This window comes from Streptococcus sanguinis SK49 (assembly GCF_000212815.1).
Lineage (GTDB): Bacteria > Bacillota > Bacilli > Lactobacillales > Streptococcaceae > Streptococcus > Streptococcus sanguinis_C.
In genome coordinates this window covers 609,653-629,730 of record NZ_GL890986.1, presented here as the reverse complement: position 1 = coordinate 629,730, position 20,078 = coordinate 609,653, and the positions used below count along the sequence as shown (strand labels likewise).

Sequence of the window (20,078 nt, the reverse complement as noted above, 5' to 3'; positions counted from 1 at the left end):
GATTTTAATTAGTTAGGACAATGTTATGATTCTTTCCATTATTTCTCAGGGACTGGTTTGGGCCGTTTTAGGTCTAGGTATTTTTATGACCTTCCGGATTCTGGGCTTTCCTGATATGACGACAGAAGGCTCCTTCCCCTTGGGCGGGGCGGTGGCCGTTACCTTGATTACCAAGGGAGTCAATCCTTTTCTAGCAACAGCAACGGCCGTTTTAGCGGGCTGTGCTGCGGGTGCAGTGACAGGTCTGCTCTATACCAAGGGGAAAATTCCGACCTTGCTTTCTGGGATTTTGGTCATGACCTCCTGCCACTCTATCATGCTGATGCTGATGGGCCGTGCCAATCTGGGGCTTTTAGGCAGCAGTAAGATTCAGGATATTCTGCCCTTTTCAGGGGAAGTCAATGACCTCTTGACTGGTTTGATTTTTGTCAGCCTAGTGATTGCAGCCCTGCTCTTTTTCTTGGATACTAAGCTCGGGCAGGCTTATATCGCGACCGGAGATAATCCGGATATGGCTCGCAGTTTTGGAATCAATACTGGCCGTATGGAGTTGATGGGACTGATTCTGTCAAATGGCTTGATTGCTCTGGCTGGGGCGCTGATTGCCCAACAGGAAGGCTATGCGGATGTGTCCCGCGGGATTGGAGTGATCGTTGTCGGTCTGGCCAGTCTTATCATTGGCGAGGTGCTCTTCCAGAGTCTGACCTTGGCAGAGCGGCTAATCACTATTGTAGTTGGTGCGATTGCCTATCAGTTCTTGATCTGGGGTGTCATTGCTCTCGGCTTCAATACCAACTATCTCCGTCTTTACAGTGCGGTGATTCTGGCCGTCTGTCTCATGATTCCAACCCTGAAAAATAAATTCTTTAAAGGAGCCAAGTTAAGCAAATGACAGCGATTGTAGAATTAAGAAATGCAACCAAGCTTGTAAAGAGCGGCTTTGATGAAGAAAAAATCATCCTAAATGATGTTTCTTTAGACATTCACGAGCATGATTTTATTACGATTTTAGGTGGAAACGGTGCAGGAAAGTCGACCCTGTTCAATGTTATTGCCGGCACTCTCCCTCTGACCAGTGGCAGCATTCATATCTTGGGGGAAAATGTCACTCATTTTTCACCAGAAAAGCGAGCCAAGTACCTGTCTCGTGTCTTTCAGGATCCTAAGATGGGAACAGCTCCGCGGATGACAGTGGCGGAAAATCTTCTTATCGCCAAATTCCGAGGCGAAAAGCGTGGCTTGGTGCCCCGTGGGCTCAACAGCTACAGGGAAGAGTTTCAGGCGACGATTGAGAAAATCGGTAATGGTCTGGACAAACATCTGGATACGCCGATTGAATTTCTATCTGGTGGGCAAAGACAGGCTTTGAGCCTGCTCATGGCAACGCTCAAGCGACCAGAGCTTTTGCTTCTGGATGAGCATACTGCAGCACTGGATCCTAAGACCAGTGTAGCCTTGATGGAGCTGACCAATGAGTTTGTCAGTCGTGACCGCCTCACAGCTCTTATGATTACCCATCACATGGAAGATGCTCTAAAATACGGCAATCGACTAATCGTCATGAAAGACGGGCAGATTATTCAGGACTTGAACAAAGACGAGAAAGCCAAGATGACCATCGCAGACTACTATGGCTTGTTTGAATAGGCTTGCTCAGAGTTTTGTAAAACCAAGAGAAAGAATATGTACTAAATAATGTACTGCTCCCACAAAGTTAGACAATTAATGTTCAAAAGACTCTCATAGATTAATAAAAATAGATTAAAAAAAACCGCTAGAATGCGGTTTTTTTGTTATAAAAATAGTCTAAATCACTCGTCTAATCGAATAAACATCATTGCGTTAAGTAAGGAGATGAGTGCGACCGTATTAATATTATTGGAATAGATCAGTCTTTTGTTCTCAATGGGTGGAATAATAAAATTAGAAATGATGATATCGTAAGGTGATTCTTTTAAAGAATCGATTGATAATTCTAATTTATTCCAAACCTCCAGTTCAAAATTGTTGCTGCAATAATAAGAAAGTGTCTCTGCTACTGATCTTGCATGATACTGATCAAAATTACTCATGACTAAAACTTTTAATTTAGGCTGATTTTGTAAAAGGTTCAGCACTAAATGTTTGCTGTGAGTGATAAAAGTATAGGATAGATGGTTGACTTTCATTGGTGTGCTATAGATATCCAAAGTCTCTAGGTAATGTTCGATCCCTTTTTTTATATCTGAAACAAATTGAGGGAAAATATTTTGAAAGTTCTTGATGGTATTCCCTTTTTGATCAAACAGAATAAATTCTGTAGATAGTTCCTGACGGTGCAGATGTGCTGTATTATGCAAATGCCAAATAAGATTGTCATTATTGTCTATTTTTAGATTATATTTGCTTTCTATCTGATCAATTAAATCACTTAATAATTGATACGAATTTTTTACATAGCTGTCTGTTTTTGTGTAGCTCATAAATAGATTTTCATCAATGAAAAACATTTTTTGAAAATAGGAGACAAATAGTTGGCCTATCACTTCTTTATTCAAAGGGATATGATATTCAGAATCAAAGCTCGCTACAATGTCTTCGATTCCTTCTGCCTGCATGAAAGATTCTAACAATTGATTGTTAAAAGAATCTTTCTCAACTTCCAAGAAATGACCAAATTTTATTCGATATAAATTTGTAACGAGGAGCAATTTTAACATTCGTTGAGTTGCGAAATTGACAGGGAATGCAGTTTCTTTATAGACCAGTGCTAACAGCTTACACAAAGGTTCTACTGAAAAATCTGTAAAGGGCCATTCAAGAAAATAATATTTTTCCGAAAAATATTGTGCAAAAAAATAACGGATATCAATCTCATCTCCAATAATCCGAGTAGGATTGAGACTAATTTTGAAATTATATTGTTTTTTTATAATTTTGTTAATATGACTGATTATACGATAGAGTGAGGAAGAGCTTATATAAAACTCTTTACAAATACTCTCAGTTTCATATCCTTCGTTAAAGAAGATGAATTCTAAAATTGAAAAATGGGTTGAGTGCTTAAAAAAATGGTGATAGACCATCTCAATATCACTATCATCGGTATTAATGATACGTATGCCATTAGTGGACGAGTGAAAAATCAATTGAGGAAACGCAGACTTGACATGAGATAAATCATCTTTTACTGAACGTTCTGTACAATTCAATAGTTCAGCCAGTTCAGAAATATGAAACCAGCGTTTGTTTTTAAATAGTAGTTCTAATAGTTCTAATTGCCTGTGGCTCTTTTTAGACAGTAATTCTCGCATTAAAATATTATCTTTCTTTATATAGTGTTTTTATTATCAGGCAATTATACCATATTTTATGCATTTAACCTCGTTTAATAACTCAAAAATATATCTAAAAACGCTGATAAATGCCTATAAAACAATGTATTCTCATTTTTACGTATCTATAGTACAGATAAACGGAAAGAAAACCAAGTTGAATTATTATGTTTCCAAGTTGGAAAATTATATAATTATGTTAATCAAAAAACAATAGTAAAAAATATTACTTAACAGTTTTGATTTAGAAAAAATTAGAAAGGAGAATCAATATGCTTTGGTCAATTATTGTTGGTGGTCTTATTGGTCTTATTGCTGGATCAATCACTAAAAAAGGCGGCTCAATGGGTGTTATTGCAAACGTTGTTGCAGGTTTAGTTGGTTCTGCTGTCGGTCAGTCACTTTTGGGAACTTGGGGTCCTAGTTTGGCTGGTATGGCCTTGCTTCCTTCTATCATTGGTGCAGTTATTGTAGTAGCTGTTGTATCATTTTTTGTAGGTAAAAAGGCATAAATTGTCTTTTTACTGTTCAAATTATATTTTAAAATTTAATGATGTGAGGATTCAATATGTCAAAATCAAGAAAAATACTTTCCCTTATTTTATGTATTTTAATCTTGACAATTTTGATTCCTGTTTTGCTAGACTTTCATAAAGTCAGCGGTCTGGGGCTCCAGTTATTTAGTTGGAAGTTATTCACTTGGAAGCAGATTCCTTTTGTGGGCTACTATCTTTCTCGATATGTTTTCTGGGGCACTGTGGTTTTAGCAAGCTTAATCTTACTACTGATGTTAGTGATAGCTTTTTATCCTAAGAGACGTTTGGAAATTCAGCTAGCTGATGCGGATGGGAAACTGATGCTGAAAAATTCAGCCATTGAAGGGTTTGTTCGTAGTCTGTTAACAGAACACGGTTTAATTAAAGATCCTACAGTTTCAGTAAATAGCCGTAAAAACAAATGCATGGTTTCTGTTAAAGGAGCGATTGTTCCTTCGGAAAACATCATCAAGAGAAGTCAGTTGATTCAAGAAGAAATTGCGTCTGGATTGACAGAATTCTTCGGAATCAATCATAATGTCAAGCTTAAAATCTCTGTCTCAGACTTCAAGCCAAAAGAAGCGGCTACAAAAACTACTAGCCGAGTAAAGTAAGGAAGTAAAAAATGGAATGGTTTAAAAAATATCAATATCCAATCTTGTCTGGATTGGCAGGCATTATTCTAGCATGTTTTATCCTATCCTTTGGCTTCTTTAAGACTCTATTTGTCTTGATTTGCGCTACTCTAGGGGCAGGAATCGGATATTATATTCAAAAAAATAATATATTTAAATAAAAATAAAGGAGTTTAACATGTCAAATAAAGATGTTAAAGATGTTGCTAAAAAAGAAGTTGCTCAAGTAGCTCACGAAGTAAAAGGTGAATTGACTTACGATGATAAGGTCATTCAAAAAATTATCGGTCTCTCTTTAGAGAAAGTTTCAGGCTTGCTGGCTGTTGATGGTGGTTTCTTCTCTAACATAAAAGATAAATTGGTCAACTCTGACAATGTCACTCATGGTGTCAATGTTGAAGTTGGTAAAGAACAAGTAGCTGTTGACTTGAATGTTGTTGCAGAATATCAAAAGAATGTTCCTACTTTATACAAAGAAATCAAGAAAGTCGTTGCAGAAGAAGTTTCTAAGATGACTGATTTGGAAGTTGTTGAAGTAAATGTAAATGTTGTTGATATTAAAACGAAAGAACAACACGAAGCGGATTCAGTAAGCCTTCAAGACAGAGTGACAGATGTTGCTGAATCAACAGGCGAATTTGCTTCTGAGCAATTCGAAAAAGCAAAATCTGGCATTAGCGGTGGTTTCTCAGCTGTTCAAGAAAAAGTTGGCGATGGTGTAGATGCTGTTAAAGACGCTGCATCAAAGGAAAAAGCACGCGTTCATTAATCCTCTAACTGGGATTAGAGATTCTTATATTGTTTCATTTCTTTAAAAATTGAAACTGACAATGGAGGTCTAAATTATGTCTACAGAAGAAAAATTCAACCAAGCTAAAGGTTCTGTTAAAGAAGGCCTAGGCAAATTAACTGGTGATAAAAAAACAGAAAAAGAAGGAGCTGCTGAAAAAGTAGTTTCTAAAGTTAAAGAAGTTGCAGAAGATGCCAAAGATGCTGTTGAAGGCGCAATCGAAGGCGTTAAAAATATGGTTAAGAAAGACGATAAATAAAACCAATAGTTGATTTTCCTTATAAAAAGTCTTTGTTAGCTATAGTCACGGATAAAAATTATCTAGAATTTAAAGGAGATCATTTTGAGGTCTCCTTTCTTTTTTTGCTTGACTTCTTTTTAGCTAAAAAGTTTTTTAATTTCTTTGTTGTAAACGCTTGCAAAAATCTGGATAGAGTACTATAATAGAATTAAGGAAATAGAAAGAAAGGAAACTAAATTCATTCGCTTTAAAGTTTACTTTGTTGGTATAGTTGTTTGTGATACATAAGTAGTTGCTTTACTTGACATATTGGTTGAATTGTCAGACAGGCCCGCTTAGCCTGCCTGATTGTAACGATTGTATAGAAAGTAGAAGCTTTTAGATGGTTTTCAAACTTCGAGAATTCAATCAATAGTGCTTTATTATATTATAGAGATTTCCAATGCTAAGATAAAAAGAAAATCATTAGCGGTTGAAGGAATTAAAAGTTTATAAAAAATAATAAAAACAATAAATCAAAAAATTGTTATTCAGTTACACCTTGGATGAACTGATTGCTCTCATACCAGCGAAGTAAACCAGACCTCTAGCCGAGTAAAGCTAGAGGTCGTTTTTTGTAGTCAAGTACGCTAAGAAGACACACTTGACTTTGAAAAAACATGAAAAAATGCTATAATAGGTTGGATATGCGAACCTTTGGTTTGCAAGACTGTAATTCGACTTGGCTAGCCAAGGACCGTTAGTAATAAAATAAAGAATCTTTGATAAAAGTGAGATTCTGAAAATTGAATAGGAGAAAAAATGAGCAAGAGCAATATTAAACTGATTGCTTTGGGCGGCGTGCGTGAAAATGGTAAAAATCTCTACGTTGCCGAAGTGGATGATTCCATTTTTGTATTGGATGTTGGGCTGAAGTACCCAGAAAATGAGCAGTTGGGTGTGGATTATGTCGTTCCCAATATGGACTATTTGTTTGAAAACAAGAAGCGGATTGCGGGTGTCTTTCTGACACACGGGCACGCAGATGCGATTGGTGCTCTGCCAAATCTTTTGGCAGATGCTAAGGTGCCGGTTTTCGGATCAGAGTTGACGATTGAGCTGGCCAAGCTTTTTGTTAAAAATAACGATGCGGTTAAGAAGTTCAATGATTTCCATGTGATTGATGAAAATACTGAGATTGAATTTGGCAAAACAGTAGTTTCCTTCTTCCGGACGACTCACTCGATTCCTGAGAGTTTGGGAGTTGTCATCAAAACCAGAAAAGGCAGTATCGTTTATACAGGTGATTTCAAGTTTGACCAGTCTGCCAGTCCGTCCTATGCGACAGACTTTGGCCGTCTGGCTGAGATTGGCCGCGAGGGTGTTCTGGCCTTGCTCAGTGATTCAGCCAATGCGGACAGTAGTGTTCAGGTGGCTAGTGAGAGCGAGGTTGGCAAGGAAATCGAAGATACGATTGCTGACTGGGATGGTCGAGTGATTGTTGCGGCGGTTGCCAGCAACCTGTCTCGTATCCAGCAGGTTTTTGATGCAGCGGCAGAGACTGGCCGCCGCGTGGTTTTGACTGGCTTTGATGTTGAAAACATCGTTCGTACGGCTATCCGCCTCAAGAAGCTGTCCTTGGTGGACGAACGCCTTTTGATCAAGCCCAAGGAAATGTCTAAGTTTGAAGACCATGAGCTGATCATCTTGGAGACTGGCCGGATGGGCGAGCCTATCAATGGTCTGCGTAAGATGTCGATCGGCCGTCACCGCTATGTGGAAATCAAGGAAGGCGATTTGATTTACATTGTAACTACGCCGTCTATTGCCAAGGAAGCGGTCGTGGCTCGCGTGGAAAATATGATTTATCAGGCGGGGGGCATTGTCAAGCTGATTACCCAAAACCTGCGGGTTTCAGGTCACGGAAATGCGCGTGATTTGCAGCTCATGATTAACCTGCTGCAGCCTAAGTACCTCTTCCCTATTCAGGGTGAGTACCGTGGCTTGGATGCTCATGCTAAGGCTGCCATGGAAGTTGGTATGCTGCCGGAAAATATCTTTATTCCTAAGCGTGGCAGCATCATGGAATACGACCATGGTGATTTTGTGCCGGCTGGTGCAGTATCAGCTGGAGATGTCATGATTGATGGAAATGCGATTGGAGATGTGGGTAATATCGTCCTCCGCGACCGCAAGGTCTTGTCTGAAGATGGTATTTTCATCGTGGCACTCACAGTTAACCGTAAGGAAAAGAAAATCATTTCCAAGGCTAAAGTACATACCCGTGGATTTGTCTATGTCAAGAAGAGCAGAGATATTTTGCGCGAAAGCTCTGACATTATCAATAAAACTGTGGAAGAATACTTGGCGCAGGATAGCTTTGACTGGGGTGAGCTGAAGGGTGCTGTCCGTGACAGTCTGGCCAAATATCTCTTTGACCAAACCAAGCGTCGCCCAGCTATTTTGCCGGTCGTTATGGAAGTGCGGTAAAAATCTGAACACAAATACAAGAAAAGTCGGGTTTCGGCTTTTTCTTGTCAGAAAGATACGAAGGAGAAATGCGAATGGCAGTGATGAAAATAGAGTATTATTCTGAAGCTTTGGAGATGGAATGGGGCGTTAATGTCCTCTATCCGGATGCAGCTCGCGTAGACAAGCCGGATGATAAGGATATTCCTGTTTTGTATCTGCTTCATGGTATGAACGGGAATCACAACAGCTGGCTCAAGCGCTCAAATATTGAGCGTCTGGTTCGCTCGACCAACTTGATTGTTGTCATGCCTAATACCAGCAATGGCTGGTACACCGATACTCAGTACGGTTTTAACTATTACGAAGCCATCGCTGAGGAGCTGCCTCGGGTGCTCAAGCGCTTTTTCCCAAATATGTCGGATAAGCGGGAGAAGAATTTTATCGCTGGTCTTTCCATGGGCGGATACGGAGCCTTTAAGCTGGCTCTCAAGTCTAACCGTTTTTCATACGCAGCAAGTCTTTCTGGAGCTTTGAGTTTTCTTGATGCTCGTCCAGATAATGCTGAAATGGCAACGCCAGCCTATTGGCGAGGAGTTTTTGGAGACTATAAAGACTGGACCAGCAGCCCTCATTCGCTGGAGAGTATAGCCAAGCAATCTGATAAAAAGACTAAGCTTTGGGCATGGTGTGGCGAAGAAGATTTTCTCTACAAGGCCAATCAGGAGGCAGTGAAAAACCTGCAAGACTTAGGTTTGGAGATTACTTACAGCCACAGTCCAGGTAAGCATGAGTGGTATTACTGGGAAAAGCAGCTGGAGAATGTGCTGGCCTGGCTTCCTATCGACTTCCAGCTGGAAGAGCGCCTGTCGTAAAAATAGACTGTAAAGTCGTATTCTGCCCTCAGAGTATGATATAATGATTACGTTTGAAAATCGGAGTGGGAATGATTCCCCGAAATACAAATAGGAGAATGGAACTTTGACAAAAGCGATTCGAGTGCGTTATGCACCAAGTCCGACTGGACTATTACATATCGGAAATGCGCGGACTGCGCTCTTTAACTACCTCTATGCTCGTCACTATTGTGGGACCTTCATTATCCGTATCGAGGATACAGACCGCAAGCGCCATGTAGAAGACGGAGAACGTTCACAGCTTGAAAACTTACGCTGGCTGGGTATTGACTGGGACGAAAGTCCTGAGACTCACGAAAACTACCGCCAGTCTGAGCGCTTGGATATTTACCAAAAATACGTTAATGAACTCTTGGACAAGGGCTTGGCTTACAAGTCCTATGTAACTGAGGAAGAATTAGCGGCTGAACGCGAACGTCAGGAAGCAGCTGGTGAAACACCGCGTTATATCAATGAGTTTCTAGGTATGTCTGAGGAAGAAAAGGCAGCCTATATCGCTAAGCGCGAAGCAGCGGGCATCATTCCGACGGTTCGTCTGGCTGTTAATGAAGCTGGTGTCTACAAGTGGACTGACATGGTCAAGGGTGAAATTGAGTTTGAAGGCGGAAATATCGGTGGTGACTGGGTGATCCAGAAGAAAGACGGCTACCCAACCTACAACTTTGCTGTGGTTATTGATGACCATCTGATGGAAATCTCGCACGTTATTCGGGGGGATGACCACATTGCTAACACACCTAAGCAGCTCATGGTTTATGAAGCCCTCGGCTGGGAAGCTCCAGAATTTGGGCACATGACCTTGATTATCAACTCTGAAACAGGTAAGAAGCTGTCCAAGCGCGATACCAATACCTTGCAGTTTATCGAGGATTATCGCAAGAAGGGCTACCTGCCAGAAGCAGTCTTTAACTTTATTGCACTGCTGGGCTGGAATCCTGGCGGCGAGCATGAGATTTTCTCTCGCCAAGAATTGATCGAGCTCTTTGATGAAAAACGTCTCAGTAAGTCCCCAGCTGCCTTTGACCAGAAGAAGCTGGACTGGATGAACAACGAATACATCAAGAATGCGGATTTTGACACAATCTTTGCTCTGGCTAAGCCATACTTGGAAGAAGCAGGTCGTTTGACCGATAAGGCAGAAAAGCTTGTAGAGCTCTACAAACCACAAATGAAGTCTGTAGACGAAATTGTGCCGCTGACAGACCTCTTCTTTGCGGACTTCCCAGAGTTGACAGATGCGGAGCGTGAGGTCATGGCTGGTGAAACGGTACCGACCGTGTTGACAGCCTTCAAAGAAAAGCTAGAAGCTATGTCTGATGCAGATTTTGTGACAGAGAATATCTTCCCGCAAATCAAGGCTGTCCAAAAAGAGACAGGGATCAAGGGCAAAAACCTCTTTATGCCGATTAGGATTGCCGTTTCGGGTGAAATGCATGGACCGGAGCTGCCAGATACGATTTACCTGCTAGGCCGCGAAAAATCCATCCAGCATATCGAAAACATGCTAAATCAAATTCAATAAGATAAACCAGCTTTCGAGCTGGTTTTTACTTTGCAAATTTTTGTTTTTATGTCACAATTGTAATAAGAAAATACTTTAAGGAGAGAAAAATGAAAAAATGGCTCATCATCTTGGTTGGAGGGCTAGTAGCTTTACTCGTGCTAGTAACCTGTAACCAAAAGAAAGAGCAGACGAATCCTGCTTCCAACAGTTCTAAAGTAAGTTCGACTAGCTCCGCATCTTCTAAAAAGTCTGAAAGAGGGGACAGTTCGAGCGAACTTTCTGGCGACTCAGATAATCAAGAAACTTCTGATGCTGGCTCTCAGCAGCATTCGGAAACAGAAAGTGAAAAGTCTACCAAGGGAGCTAGCAAAGAAGAGAAAGAGATGACACCAACTTCTAATTTGGATATGAAGGCTATTGCTTCTGGCGATTTTTCCAGCATGATTGGTACTTGGCAGGATGCCAAAGGGAACAGTTATACATTCGATGCGTCTGGTATCGAGTCAGATGTTGCCAAGCTTGAGACAGGAGATTACTCTGGGCCAGATGAAAATGGGATTTACCGAGCAGGGATTCGTTGGAAAAACCAAACCGGTGCTGCCTTTCTTATCATTCCAGCAGGAAAGAGTCTTCCAGCTGGGGAGACTGTCAATGGGACGGATCCGACTGATACCAGTCAAGATCGCTTCATCATCACCCAGAGCGTTTCCGAACATCCCGATGTTTTTTACCGTGTAAAATAAGGAGTCTTGACGGACTCTTTTTTCTTATTTTGAGTCCAGTATATAATATATTGATTTTGAATAAAAATCGATAAAACGCTTTTATTTTAATAAATATTAAAATTTCTCTTGACAATCGCATTTTCATACAGTAGAATGTTTAAAAATAAAATGTAGAAGGATAGAGGTAATCATATGGTTAAAGAGAAAGTCATTTTAGCATATTCCGGCGGCTTGGACACTTCAGTGGCCATTACTTGGCTGAACAAGGATTATGATGTGATCGCGGTCTGTATGGACGTAGGTGAAGGAAATGATTTGGATTTCATTCATGACAAGGCGCTGAAAGTTGGCGCTATCGAATCACATGTTATTGATGTTAAAGATGAGTTTGCAGAAGACTACGTCTTGGTTGCTCTGCAAGGACACACCTTCTACGAACGAAAATATCCTCTAGTGTCCGCTCTGAGCCGACCTTTGATTTCTAAGAAATTGGTTGAAATTGCCCACAAGACGGGGGCGACAACCATTGCCCATGGCTGTACCGGAAAAGGAAACGATCAGGTACGTTTTGAAGTGGCTATCGCCTCCCTGGATCCCAGTCTCAATGTCATTGCTCCGGTTCGGGAGTGGAAATGGTCTCGGGAAGAAGAAATTAATTACGCCAAAGCTAATGGTGTGCCAATTCCTGCAGATCTGGATAGTCCTTACTCAGTCGATCAAAACCTTTGGGGACGGGCCAATGAGTGCGGAGTCTTGGAAAATCCTTGGAATGAAGCACCGGAAGATGCCTATGATTTGACGGTTGCACCAGAAGCAGCGCCAGACAGCCCAGTCTATGTAAATATTGACTTTGAGGCAGGTGTGCCAGTTGCTTTAGATGGCAAAAAGATGAAGCTTGCGGACTTGATCCTTGAGCTAAATGACTTAGCTGGACAGCACGGTGTTGGACGGATTGACCATGTGGAAAACCGTTTGGTAGGGATTAAGTCTCGGGAAATCTATGAATGCCCTGGGGCGGTGACTCTCTTGGCTGCCCACAAGGAAATCGAGGATCTGACTCTAGTCAGAGAACTGGCCCATTTCAAGCCGATTATCGAAAATGAACTGTCCAATCTCATCTATAATGGCCTCTGGTTTAATCCAGCGACAGAAGCTTTGATTGCCTACCTTAAGTCCACTCAGCAGGTGGTCAATGGCACAGCTAAAGTGAAGCTTTATAAGGGCTCTGCAACAGTCGTAGCGCGTAAGTCTGACAATTCTCTCTACGATGAAAGTCTGGCTACCTATACCAGTGCAGATACTTTTGATCAGGATGCCGCAATTGGCTTTATCAAGCTATGGGGGCTTCCGTCTAAGGTTCACGCAGAGGTTCAGGCTCACAAGGACAAATAGAAAGGGGCTTTCCTATGGTGAATCATAAACTGTGGGGCGGACGTTTTGAAGCCTCTCTGGAAGGCTGGGTAGAAGAATTTGGTGCCAGCATTGGCTTTGACTATCGTCTGGCTCCTTATGATCTGCAGGGCAGCCTAGCCCATGTCAAAATGCTGGGACAGACGGGAATCATTGCTCCAGAGGAAGCAGCTGCTATTCAGGCAGGCTTGGAAAAGCTGTTGGCGCGTTATGAATCTGGAGAGCTTGAGTTTGATGTGCGGAATGAAGATATTCATATGAATATGGAGGCTCTTCTGACTGAGGAGATTGGGCCAGTAGCTGGCAAGCTTCATACGGCTCGCTCTCGTAATGACCAGGTGGCGACAGATATGCACCTTTATCTCAAGGATCAGCTCGGTCAGATTGCGTATAAACTCTTGAATTTGCGCCAGGTGCTGCTGGACTTGGCTGAGGAGCATGTAGAGACTATTATGCCAGGCTATACCCATCTTCAGCATGCCCAGCCGATTAGCTTTGCCCATCATCTGCTGGCCTATTATCAGATGTTCAGCCGTGATAGTCAGCGCCTTGCCTTTAATCTGGAGCATACGGATTTGTCTCCTTTAGGAGCAGCGGCTCTGGCGGGGACAACATTTCCGATTGACAGGGAGCTGACGGCTGATTTATTGGGCTTCAAAGGTATTTACCACAATTCCTTGGATGCGGTAAGTGATCGAGACTTTATCTTGGAATTTCTATCTAACAGCAGCATTCTCATCATGCATCTGTCTCGTCTCTGCGAGGAGCTGATTAACTGGTGCAGCTATGAATATGGCTTTGTCAGTCTGTCAGACACCTTTAGTACAGGATCATCCATTATGCCGCAAAAGAAAAATCCGGACATGGCGGAGCTGATTCGGGGTAAGAGCGGCCGGGTCTATGGCCATCTCTTCAGTCTTCTGACGGTTATGAAATCCCTGCCCTTGGCCTATAATAAGGACCTGCAGGAAGACAAGGAAGGCATGTTCGATACAGTAGATACTATCCAAAAATCGCTGGATATTATGGCGGGTATGCTGTCTAGTATGACAGTCAATAAGGAAAAAATGCTGGTTTCAACCCAGCAAGACTTCTCCAATGCGACAGAATTGGCTGACTATCTGGCCAAGAAAGGACTGCCTTTCCGGGAAGCCCATGAGATTGTCGGAAAGTTGGTGCTGGAATGCAGCAAGGCAGGCTATTATCTACAGGATATCCCGCTGAGCCGTTATCAGGAAGTGTCGTCGCTGATTGGGGAAGATATTTATCAAGCGCTTGAGTCGCAGACCGCTGTACAAAAGCGGAATTCCCTTGGCGGGACAGGATTTGCACAGATCCGTCAGGAGTTGGAAAGAGCGAAGAAACAGCTGAAAAAGGGATAAGATATAGGGAACGCCGCAAAGAAATTGCGGTGTTTTTTAAGTGAATCAACCTTTTAAATATTTGCAAAACCAGCGTCATAGCAGGACTTATTGGCATTTTCGAAAAATATGGTATAATAGATATAATTTTGGTGGATGGAGTTGAGTTTTGAGAAAAAACTATCGCGTCAAGAGCGAAAAAGATTTTAATGCGATTTTTAAAAGTGGACAGAGTTTTGCTAATCGAAAATTTGTCGTTTACATGTTAGAAAAAGAGCAAAAGCATTTTCGGGTTGGAATTTCGGTCAGTAAAAAGCTGGGGAATGCAGTGGTTCGTAATCGTATTAAAAGAAAAATCCGCCATGTCTTGATGCAGCATCAGAAACAGTTAGTCCAGGCAGACTTCGTAGTTATTGCTCGCAAAGGAGTAGAGGAGCTGGACTACCACCAAGTTGAACAAAATTTATTGCATGTGTTAAAAATTGCTAAACTTTATCAGGAAGGATTCATTTGTGAAACAGAAAAGTAAATTAGGGATTTTACTGGTCGCCTCGCTGCTCTTTCTCACAGCCTGCGGAACCACTCAAGTAACGGCCGATTCACATGGCTTTTGGGAGAAGTTGGTCTATTTCTTTGCGGACACCATTCGTTTTCTATCCTTTGGCGGAAGCAAGGGAATTGGGATTATTCTCTTTACCTTGATTATCCGGACAGTTCTCCTGCCGGTCTTCCAATTTCAGACGACTTCTTCGCGCAAGCTGCAGGAAGTGCAGCCGCATATCAAACAACTGCAGGAAAAGTATCCTGGCAAGGATATGGAGAGCAGAACAGCCTTGGCTGAGGAAACGCAAAAACTCTACAAAGAAAAGGGTGTCAATCCCTATGCCTCATTCATTCCGCTCTTTATCCAGATGCCAGTGCTCTTGGCTCTGTTTCAAGCCCTGACTCGGGTTGATTTTATGAAAACAGGTCACTTCCTCTGGCTCAATCTAGGAGCGACAGATCCGACCTTTATTCTTCCGCTGTTGGCGGCTCTCTTCACTTTCTTCAGTACTTGGCTTTCAAACAAGGCCTTGCCTGAGAGAAATGGCGGGATGACAGTCATGATGTACCTGATGCCAGTTGTGATTTTCTTTTTTGCCCTCTATGCAGCGAGTGGGGTGGCCCTCTACTGGGCAGTCTCAAATGCTTATCAGGTGGTTCAGACCTTGCTGCTGAGCAATCCTTTTAAAATCATTGCCGAGCGGGAAGCCAGGGAACGGTCAGAGCGTCAATTGGAACAGAAAAAGAAACGTGCCCTGAAAAAAGCACAGAAAAAGAAAAAGTAAGTAAGAAGGAGGACTCTTGCAATGGTTATTTTTACAGGAGCAAGTGTTGAAGAAGCCATTCAAAATGGTTTGAAAACGTTGGATATTCCACGTATGAGAGCGCATATCACTGTTATTTCTCGTGAGAAAAAAGGCTTTTTAGGTCTGTTTGGCAAGAAGCCAGCTCAGGTGGATGTCGAACCGATTGCTGAGACGACAGTTGTCAAGGCCAATCAAAAGGCTGTAAAAGGTGTTCCCGAAGAGATTAACGCTCAGAATGAGCCTGTGCAGTCTGTCAGTGAAGCAACGGTTGATTTGGGCCGTGTGGTAGCTGCCATCAAGAAGGTCGAAGGCGAAGGCGAAGTTATCTCAGATGAGGTCAAGGCTGAAATACTCAAAAATGACAAGCAAGCCAATACGATTTTAGAAGAGACTGGCACCATTGATCTTCTCAAGACCAACCAAGCTATTGATGAGTCAATTGCTCAAGCAGAAGCGGACGATAGCAAGGTTATCTCTTTTGAACAAGCAGCTAAAGACAAGGCTGAACCGACAGAAACAGAAGAAAGCTCTTTTGCTGACTTAGGTATCCAAGTCGAAGCAGACTACGATATTGAAGAAGTGGTTGACAACGTAACGAACTATGTTCAGAAAATCGTGGATGAGATGGATGTGGAAGCGGGCATTTCCAGCAGTCACAATCGTCGTACCATTAACATGCAGATTGATACCAATGAACCAGGGCGCGTGATTGGCTACCACGGAAAAGTCTTGAAAGCTCTGCAGCTATTGGCACAAAACTATCTTTATAACCAATATTCTAAGAGCTTCTACATTTCTATTAATGTCAATGATTATGTTGAGCATCGGGCAGAAGTGCTGCAAAGCTATGCGCAGAAACTGGCTCAGCGGGCTTTGGAAGACCGACGCGGTCAGCACACTGACCCTATGTCTAACAGCGAGCGCAAAATTATCCACCGCATCATCTCTCGCATCGATGGCGTGACTAGCTATTCCGAAGGCGACGAGCCTAACCGCTATGTCGTCGTGGATATTGATAGCGAATAAAAAGAAAGCCAGCAGAGATGCTGGTTTTTGTAGTAATAAACTAGGAGAAAGAATTATGAAGAAGAGAGTTTTTCTAATTATTTTAGGGTTAGCATTACTTGCTGCCTGTGGCCAAAAGAAAATAGAGAATCAGGATAATACTCCTGATTCGAGTAAGAGTGCATTGGATAAAGAGCAAAAGAGTTCTTCAATTTCAGTAGAACAAGATGAAAAATTATATGCTTCGACTTTGGAGAAATTAACAAAAGATACTTCTGAAGGCCGTGCGCAGATATACACATTCTATGATATTGATAAAAATGGGACGAATGAACTAATCACAGGACATCATTCTGACGGGGCTTATTATTTAGCGGCTATTTATTATTTGAATCAAGGAACATCAACTTATTTAGCTCAATCAAAAGTAGCTTCAGCAGGTGGAAGTCGAGAAAGCGCCACAATATATACAGATGGAACAGTCTTTTATGCTCAATGGCACTCTCTAAGTCCTGATGCTAAGGGTTATCTTTATCGACTGAGATCTGATAATAGTGGTATAGATGTGCTAAAAGAAGCAGATTTTCAAATAGCAGGTGTAGATTCAAATTCTGAAAAAAGCGTAGATTCAGTTTTTGGGTTAGCTTCTAAAAAAGAAGTTGATCTATCTTCGTTAAAGTGGAAAGACATAGAAGACTATCAAGCAACGACAAGTGTTGAAAATCGCAAAGAACAAAGTAGTTCGCCTCAATTGGATTTGGAAGCCATCCAAAAAGGAGATTATACTAGTATTGAAGGTAGATGGAGAAATGGGAAGGGGAGTGAATTAGTATTTGATAAAAATGGCTTGGTTAATAACGACCTAAAATTGGGAAATAATTTTAGAATGATTGATTCTTATTTACAAGGTGGAGTATCCTCTGGAGGTCCGGGTGCAGCCATCTTATTTATTCCAGCAGGTGTTGATATGTCTGTGACTGCGGATGATCAAACGATAGCAGATGCTTCTAATAAAAAACAAGATCGAATTCTTATAACTCAGAGTGTTGTTGTTGATAAGCCTGAGGTTTTCTATTATAGAGAGTAAAGAAAGGATTTTTTATGTCACTTTTTCCAGCTATTGAAAGTTATCTGCCTCATCAAGGGGCTAAGTATATATCTCCAGACAAGGCAGGGCAGCTGCGTGAGTCTATGTTGGAGTTGAGAGCTAAGGGGCAGGCGGCACGAAAGGAGTTTGCGGCACTAGTCAAGGATTTTCAGATCCTCTATCCCAAGCTGACCTTGGAGCGAACCAGCCAGTGGATGAATCAGGCGCAGATACTGCGGCCCCATTTTTGGAATTATCTTAAAGGCTATGGGGAAATCACAGAACCGATGTTTGCCCTGCGCTTGTATGGAACTGCAGAAGATTTTGGAGTGTCGCTGGAGGTGAGCTTCATGGAGCGCAAGAAAGATGAGTACAGCCTCAGCAAGCAAAATCGGGTCTTGGAGTTGCCTATTCAGCCGCCAGCTTATTATTTTGCCCAGATAGATGGTGTGAGTCAGCGTTTTGAAGGAACAGAGGAAAATCGCCAGCTCCTTACTCAGCAGCTGGTGGTCGGTCAGGTTCGTAAGGTCTTGGTCAAATACGATATTCCCCTTTCTCAGGCTGCTTCAAGAGAGCAAGTGCTTTCCCAGCTGCAGGAGGCCATGACAGCTTTGATTCCCTTTTATGAGGCGACTCGGGCTTTATGATTACGTTTACAAAGAGAAAGTTATTTAAGTAAGTATTGACAAAAGCCTCGGAATCATATAGAATAGTAAAGTATGTTTAGTAACTGATCACAACTAGCCGGCTAAACGAATACAAGAATCTAAGAGGAGGTATTCATCGTGAAACGTACTTATCAACCAAGTAAAATCCGTCGTGCGCGTAAACATGGTTTCCGCCACCGTATGTCAACTAAAAACGGTCGTCGTGTATTGGCAGCTCGCCGTCGTAAAGGACGCAAAGTTTTGGCTGCTTAATCCAAACGATTTATCAAGAAACCAGCGGAGACTCGAGACCGCTGGTTTTTTTGCGTTAAATTTACGGGTAAAAGTCAATAGACTGGCAGGAAAGTTCCCATTTTTGGCCAGTGTCTTTATTTAGGACTTCTACATACCAGTCTCCTTTGTAGCTAAATAGTTTGATAAATTGAACCTGAAGAGACTGCTGTTCATACTTAATTGGAAAAAATTCTCCCTGCCTGTGCAATAAAATATCAAGAATGATTCGCAGCTGAGAGTTGTTGATCGTTTTTCTGACTTCTGGTTGAAGGATTTTCTCAATTTTTGTGATCTTGCTTAACTGCTGTTCTGAAATCGAGTTTTCAAATTTTTCTTTTAATTTTTGCAGGTCAATATCAAAAGGGCACATATTGTAGTTTTCCAGAGTCAGCATGGAAAAATACAAGGCAGAAATTTCATCTATGGAGAAAATAATAGGAGATAACAAGTCGTTGCTAAGAATTTTATAACTGCCATTCCGACCTAAGTCAGAATAAATTGGAATGCCTAACGTTTCAAGGCTGGCAATATCACGAAGGGCAGTGCTTTTTGAAATATGATATCGATTCATAATATCTTTTAGATTGAATTGTCTTTTCTTATTGAGAAAAATAAGCATATCGTTAATTCTTTGAGATTTATTCATGAGAAACTCCATATTTTATTAAATGGTTTCAAAAAATGATACCTTTTTATATTATACTAGTTTTAGAGAAAATAATAAAGGAGTCAAATATGAATCAATATTTTAAGGCCTTATTGGCAGAACAGAAAGAAATGGCTCTAGCTACTTCTGTAAAGGATATCCCAAATGTAAGAATTGTCAATTTTTACTATGATGAGGAGACAAAGAAATTGTTCTTTATATCATTTAAAAATAGTCATAAAATCCAAGAGCTGGCAATCAATAATCGTATTGCTCTTACAACAGTCCCGAAAGGTGATGGGAGGTATATCCGGATTCAAGGGAGTGTCAAAGAAAGCCAGCTTTCTATTGAGGATATAAAAAGCGTTTTTATCCAGAAGTATCCTTATTATCAAGATATTATTGAGCAGCATAGCAACTCCTTGCAACTTTTTGAAGTATCTTTTTCGGATGCTTTCTTGGTCTTAGATAATAATCAAGTTGAGAAAATCAAACTATAAGGAGAAAATAGATGGTTGAGATAAAAAGGTGCGATTGGGCCGAAAATAGTGAGCTTGAGAGAAATTATCATGACCATGAATGGGGGCGACCTGTGCATGACGAGCATAAACTCTTTAAAATGTTGATTTTAGAAGGTCAGCAGGCGGGCTTGAGCTGGCAAACTATTTTATCAAAAATGGATGCTATGACAGATGCTTATGAAAACTTCGATCCTGAAATACTCTCCAATTATGACGAGCAAAAGATTGAAGAATTGCTTAGTGATCAAAGAGTGATACGAAATAAGCTGAAAATAAAGGCAGTTATAAAAAATGCTAAAGCCTATATAAAATTAAAGGAGGATTACGGTGGTTTAGATCCCTATCTTTGGTCTTTTGTAAATAATAAACCAATTTTAAATTCATGGTCCAGTATTGAAGAGGTACCCGCTCGAACAGATCTATCCGATAAGATTAGTAAGGAACTTAAAAAGAAAGGATTTTCTTTTGTTGGCTCTACTACTATATATGCTTTTTTGCAATCAATTGGCATGATCAATGATCATTTATTGACGTGTGATTTTAGAATGTAAATAGTCTTTTTTGAATTGGGAAAATGAGTGGGCTGTTATTGAATAATAGCAAAAGATATAAAAAACAGAAAGAATTTAACATTCTTTCTGTTTTTAT

23 protein-coding genes are annotated in these 20,078 nt (G+C 41.2%); 21 read left to right on the top strand and 2 right to left on the bottom strand.

Features of this window, described 5'->3' with window-relative positions; genetic code table 11:
• Positions 1 to 25 precede the first annotated feature (25 nt).
• Positions 26 to 892: an ABC transporter permease gene (locus tag HMPREF9380_RS00275; RefSeq protein ID WP_004193883.1), complete on the top strand. Its 867-nt coding sequence runs from the start codon at positions 26 to 28 to the stop codon at positions 890 to 892.
• On the top strand, positions 889 to 1,647 hold the full coding sequence (locus HMPREF9380_RS00280) for an ABC transporter ATP-binding protein (RefSeq protein ID WP_002926225.1): 759 nt from the start codon (positions 889 to 891) through the stop codon (positions 1,645 to 1,647). The genes HMPREF9380_RS00275 and HMPREF9380_RS00280 overlap by 4 nt, the downstream gene beginning before the upstream one ends.
• 164 nt (positions 1,648 to 1,811) lie before the next feature.
• On the opposite strand, the gene HMPREF9380_RS00285 is transcribed toward HMPREF9380_RS00280, so the two are convergent.
• Positions 1,812 to 3,293, bottom strand: a complete 1,482-nt coding sequence (locus HMPREF9380_RS00285) for a M protein trans-acting positive regulator PRD domain-containing protein (protein WP_004193881.1) — start codon at positions 3,291 to 3,293, stop codon at positions 1,812 to 1,814.
• Between the two features lie 293 nt (positions 3,294 to 3,586).
• Between HMPREF9380_RS00285 and HMPREF9380_RS00290 the strand changes: the two genes are divergently transcribed.
• The 17 genes from HMPREF9380_RS00290 (at position 3,587) to rpmH (ending at position 18,242) form a co-directional block, all read left to right on the top strand.
• Positions 3,587 to 3,826, top strand: coding sequence for a GlsB/YeaQ/YmgE family stress response membrane protein (locus HMPREF9380_RS00290; RefSeq protein ID WP_002893931.1), 240 nt, complete (start codon positions 3,587 to 3,589; stop codon positions 3,824 to 3,826).
• Positions 3,827 to 3,882: 56 nt separating this feature from the next.
• Positions 3,883 to 4,464, top strand: a complete 582-nt coding sequence (gene amaP / locus HMPREF9380_RS00295) for an alkaline shock response membrane anchor protein AmaP (protein ID WP_004193879.1) — start codon at positions 3,883 to 3,885, stop codon at positions 4,462 to 4,464.
• An 11-nt stretch (positions 4,465 to 4,475) separates the two neighbouring features.
• Positions 4,476 to 4,646, top strand: a complete 171-nt coding sequence (locus tag HMPREF9380_RS11670) for a DUF2273 domain-containing protein (protein WP_002905455.1) — start codon at positions 4,476 to 4,478, stop codon at positions 4,644 to 4,646.
• 17 nt (positions 4,647 to 4,663) lie between these two features.
• Positions 4,664 to 5,254: an Asp23/Gls24 family envelope stress response protein gene (locus HMPREF9380_RS00305; protein ID WP_004193877.1), complete on the top strand. Its 591-nt coding sequence runs from the start codon at positions 4,664 to 4,666 to the stop codon at positions 5,252 to 5,254.
• Between the two features lie 76 nt (positions 5,255 to 5,330).
• Positions 5,331 to 5,534, top strand: coding sequence for a CsbD family protein (locus HMPREF9380_RS00310; protein WP_002893927.1), 204 nt, complete (start codon positions 5,331 to 5,333; stop codon positions 5,532 to 5,534).
• A gap of 783 nt (positions 5,535 to 6,317) precedes the next feature.
• A complete protein-coding gene (locus HMPREF9380_RS00315; protein WP_004193875.1) occupies positions 6,318 to 7,985 on the top strand; it encodes a ribonuclease J in 1,668 nt (555 codons plus the stop codon).
• Between the two features lie 74 nt (positions 7,986 to 8,059).
• Entirely contained in the window at positions 8,060 to 8,839 is a 780-nt protein-coding gene (locus tag HMPREF9380_RS00320) for an alpha/beta hydrolase (protein ID WP_002916601.1), read from the top strand.
• Between the two features lie 106 nt (positions 8,840 to 8,945).
• On the top strand, positions 8,946 to 10,403 hold the full coding sequence (gene gltX, locus HMPREF9380_RS00325; protein ID WP_004193873.1) for a glutamate--tRNA ligase: 1,458 nt from the start codon (positions 8,946 to 8,948) through the stop codon (positions 10,401 to 10,403).
• Positions 10,404 to 10,492: 89 nt separating this feature from the next.
• Entirely contained in the window at positions 10,493 to 11,128 is a 636-nt protein-coding gene (locus HMPREF9380_RS00330) for a DUF6287 domain-containing protein (protein ID WP_004193870.1), read from the top strand.
• Positions 11,129 to 11,302: 174 nt separating this feature from the next.
• Entirely contained in the window at positions 11,303 to 12,502 is a 1,200-nt protein-coding gene (locus HMPREF9380_RS00335; RefSeq protein WP_004193868.1) for an argininosuccinate synthase, read from the top strand.
• Positions 12,503 to 12,516: 14 nt separating this feature from the next.
• Positions 12,517 to 13,902, top strand: coding sequence for an argininosuccinate lyase (gene argH, locus HMPREF9380_RS00340; RefSeq protein ID WP_004193865.1), 1,386 nt, complete (start codon positions 12,517 to 12,519; stop codon positions 13,900 to 13,902).
• A gap of 148 nt (positions 13,903 to 14,050) precedes the next feature.
• Entirely contained in the window at positions 14,051 to 14,410 is a 360-nt protein-coding gene (rnpA, locus tag HMPREF9380_RS00345; protein WP_002907899.1) for a ribonuclease P protein component, read from the top strand.
• Positions 14,394 to 15,209, top strand: a complete 816-nt coding sequence (locus tag HMPREF9380_RS00350; protein WP_004193861.1) for a YidC/Oxa1 family membrane protein insertase — start codon at positions 14,394 to 14,396, stop codon at positions 15,207 to 15,209. Before rnpA ends, HMPREF9380_RS00350 begins: the two co-directional genes overlap by 17 nt.
• A 21-nt stretch (positions 15,210 to 15,230) precedes the next feature.
• Positions 15,231 to 16,256, top strand: coding sequence for an RNA-binding cell elongation regulator Jag/EloR (gene jag, locus HMPREF9380_RS00355; protein WP_002905445.1), 1,026 nt, complete (start codon positions 15,231 to 15,233; stop codon positions 16,254 to 16,256).
• Complete coding sequence (locus HMPREF9380_RS00360) at positions 16,228 to 17,322, top strand: DUF6287 domain-containing protein (protein WP_004193858.1); 1,095 nt, start codon at positions 16,228 to 16,230, stop codon at positions 17,320 to 17,322. The genes jag and HMPREF9380_RS00360 overlap by 29 nt, the downstream gene beginning before the upstream one ends.
• Positions 17,323 to 17,336: 14 nt before the next feature.
• Complete coding sequence (locus tag HMPREF9380_RS00365; RefSeq protein ID WP_004193857.1) at positions 17,337 to 17,969, top strand: hypothetical protein; 633 nt, start codon at positions 17,337 to 17,339, stop codon at positions 17,967 to 17,969.
• Positions 17,970 to 18,107: 138 nt separating this feature from the next.
• Positions 18,108 to 18,242, top strand: a complete 135-nt coding sequence (gene rpmH, locus HMPREF9380_RS00370; protein WP_002893904.1) for a 50S ribosomal protein L34 — start codon at positions 18,108 to 18,110, stop codon at positions 18,240 to 18,242.
• Positions 18,243 to 18,303: 61 nt separating this feature from the next.
• On the opposite strand, the gene HMPREF9380_RS00375 is transcribed toward rpmH, so the two are convergent.
• Complete coding sequence (locus HMPREF9380_RS00375; RefSeq protein WP_004193854.1) at positions 18,304 to 18,921, bottom strand: helix-turn-helix transcriptional regulator; 618 nt, start codon at positions 18,919 to 18,921, stop codon at positions 18,304 to 18,306.
• Positions 18,922 to 18,944: 23 nt separating this feature from the next.
• Here HMPREF9380_RS00375 and HMPREF9380_RS00380 point away from each other — a divergent pair, with 23 nt between their 5' ends.
• Positions 18,945 to 19,409 carry a pyridoxamine 5'-phosphate oxidase family protein gene (locus tag HMPREF9380_RS00380; RefSeq protein ID WP_004193852.1) on the top strand — a complete coding sequence of 155 codons (465 nt, stop codon included), beginning with the start codon at positions 18,945 to 18,947 and terminating at the stop codon, positions 19,407 to 19,409.
• Positions 19,410 to 19,420: 11 nt separating this feature from the next.
• Positions 19,421 to 19,981, top strand: coding sequence for a DNA-3-methyladenine glycosylase I (locus HMPREF9380_RS00385; protein WP_004193850.1), 561 nt, complete (start codon positions 19,421 to 19,423; stop codon positions 19,979 to 19,981).
• Positions 19,982 to 20,078 lie beyond the last annotated feature (97 nt).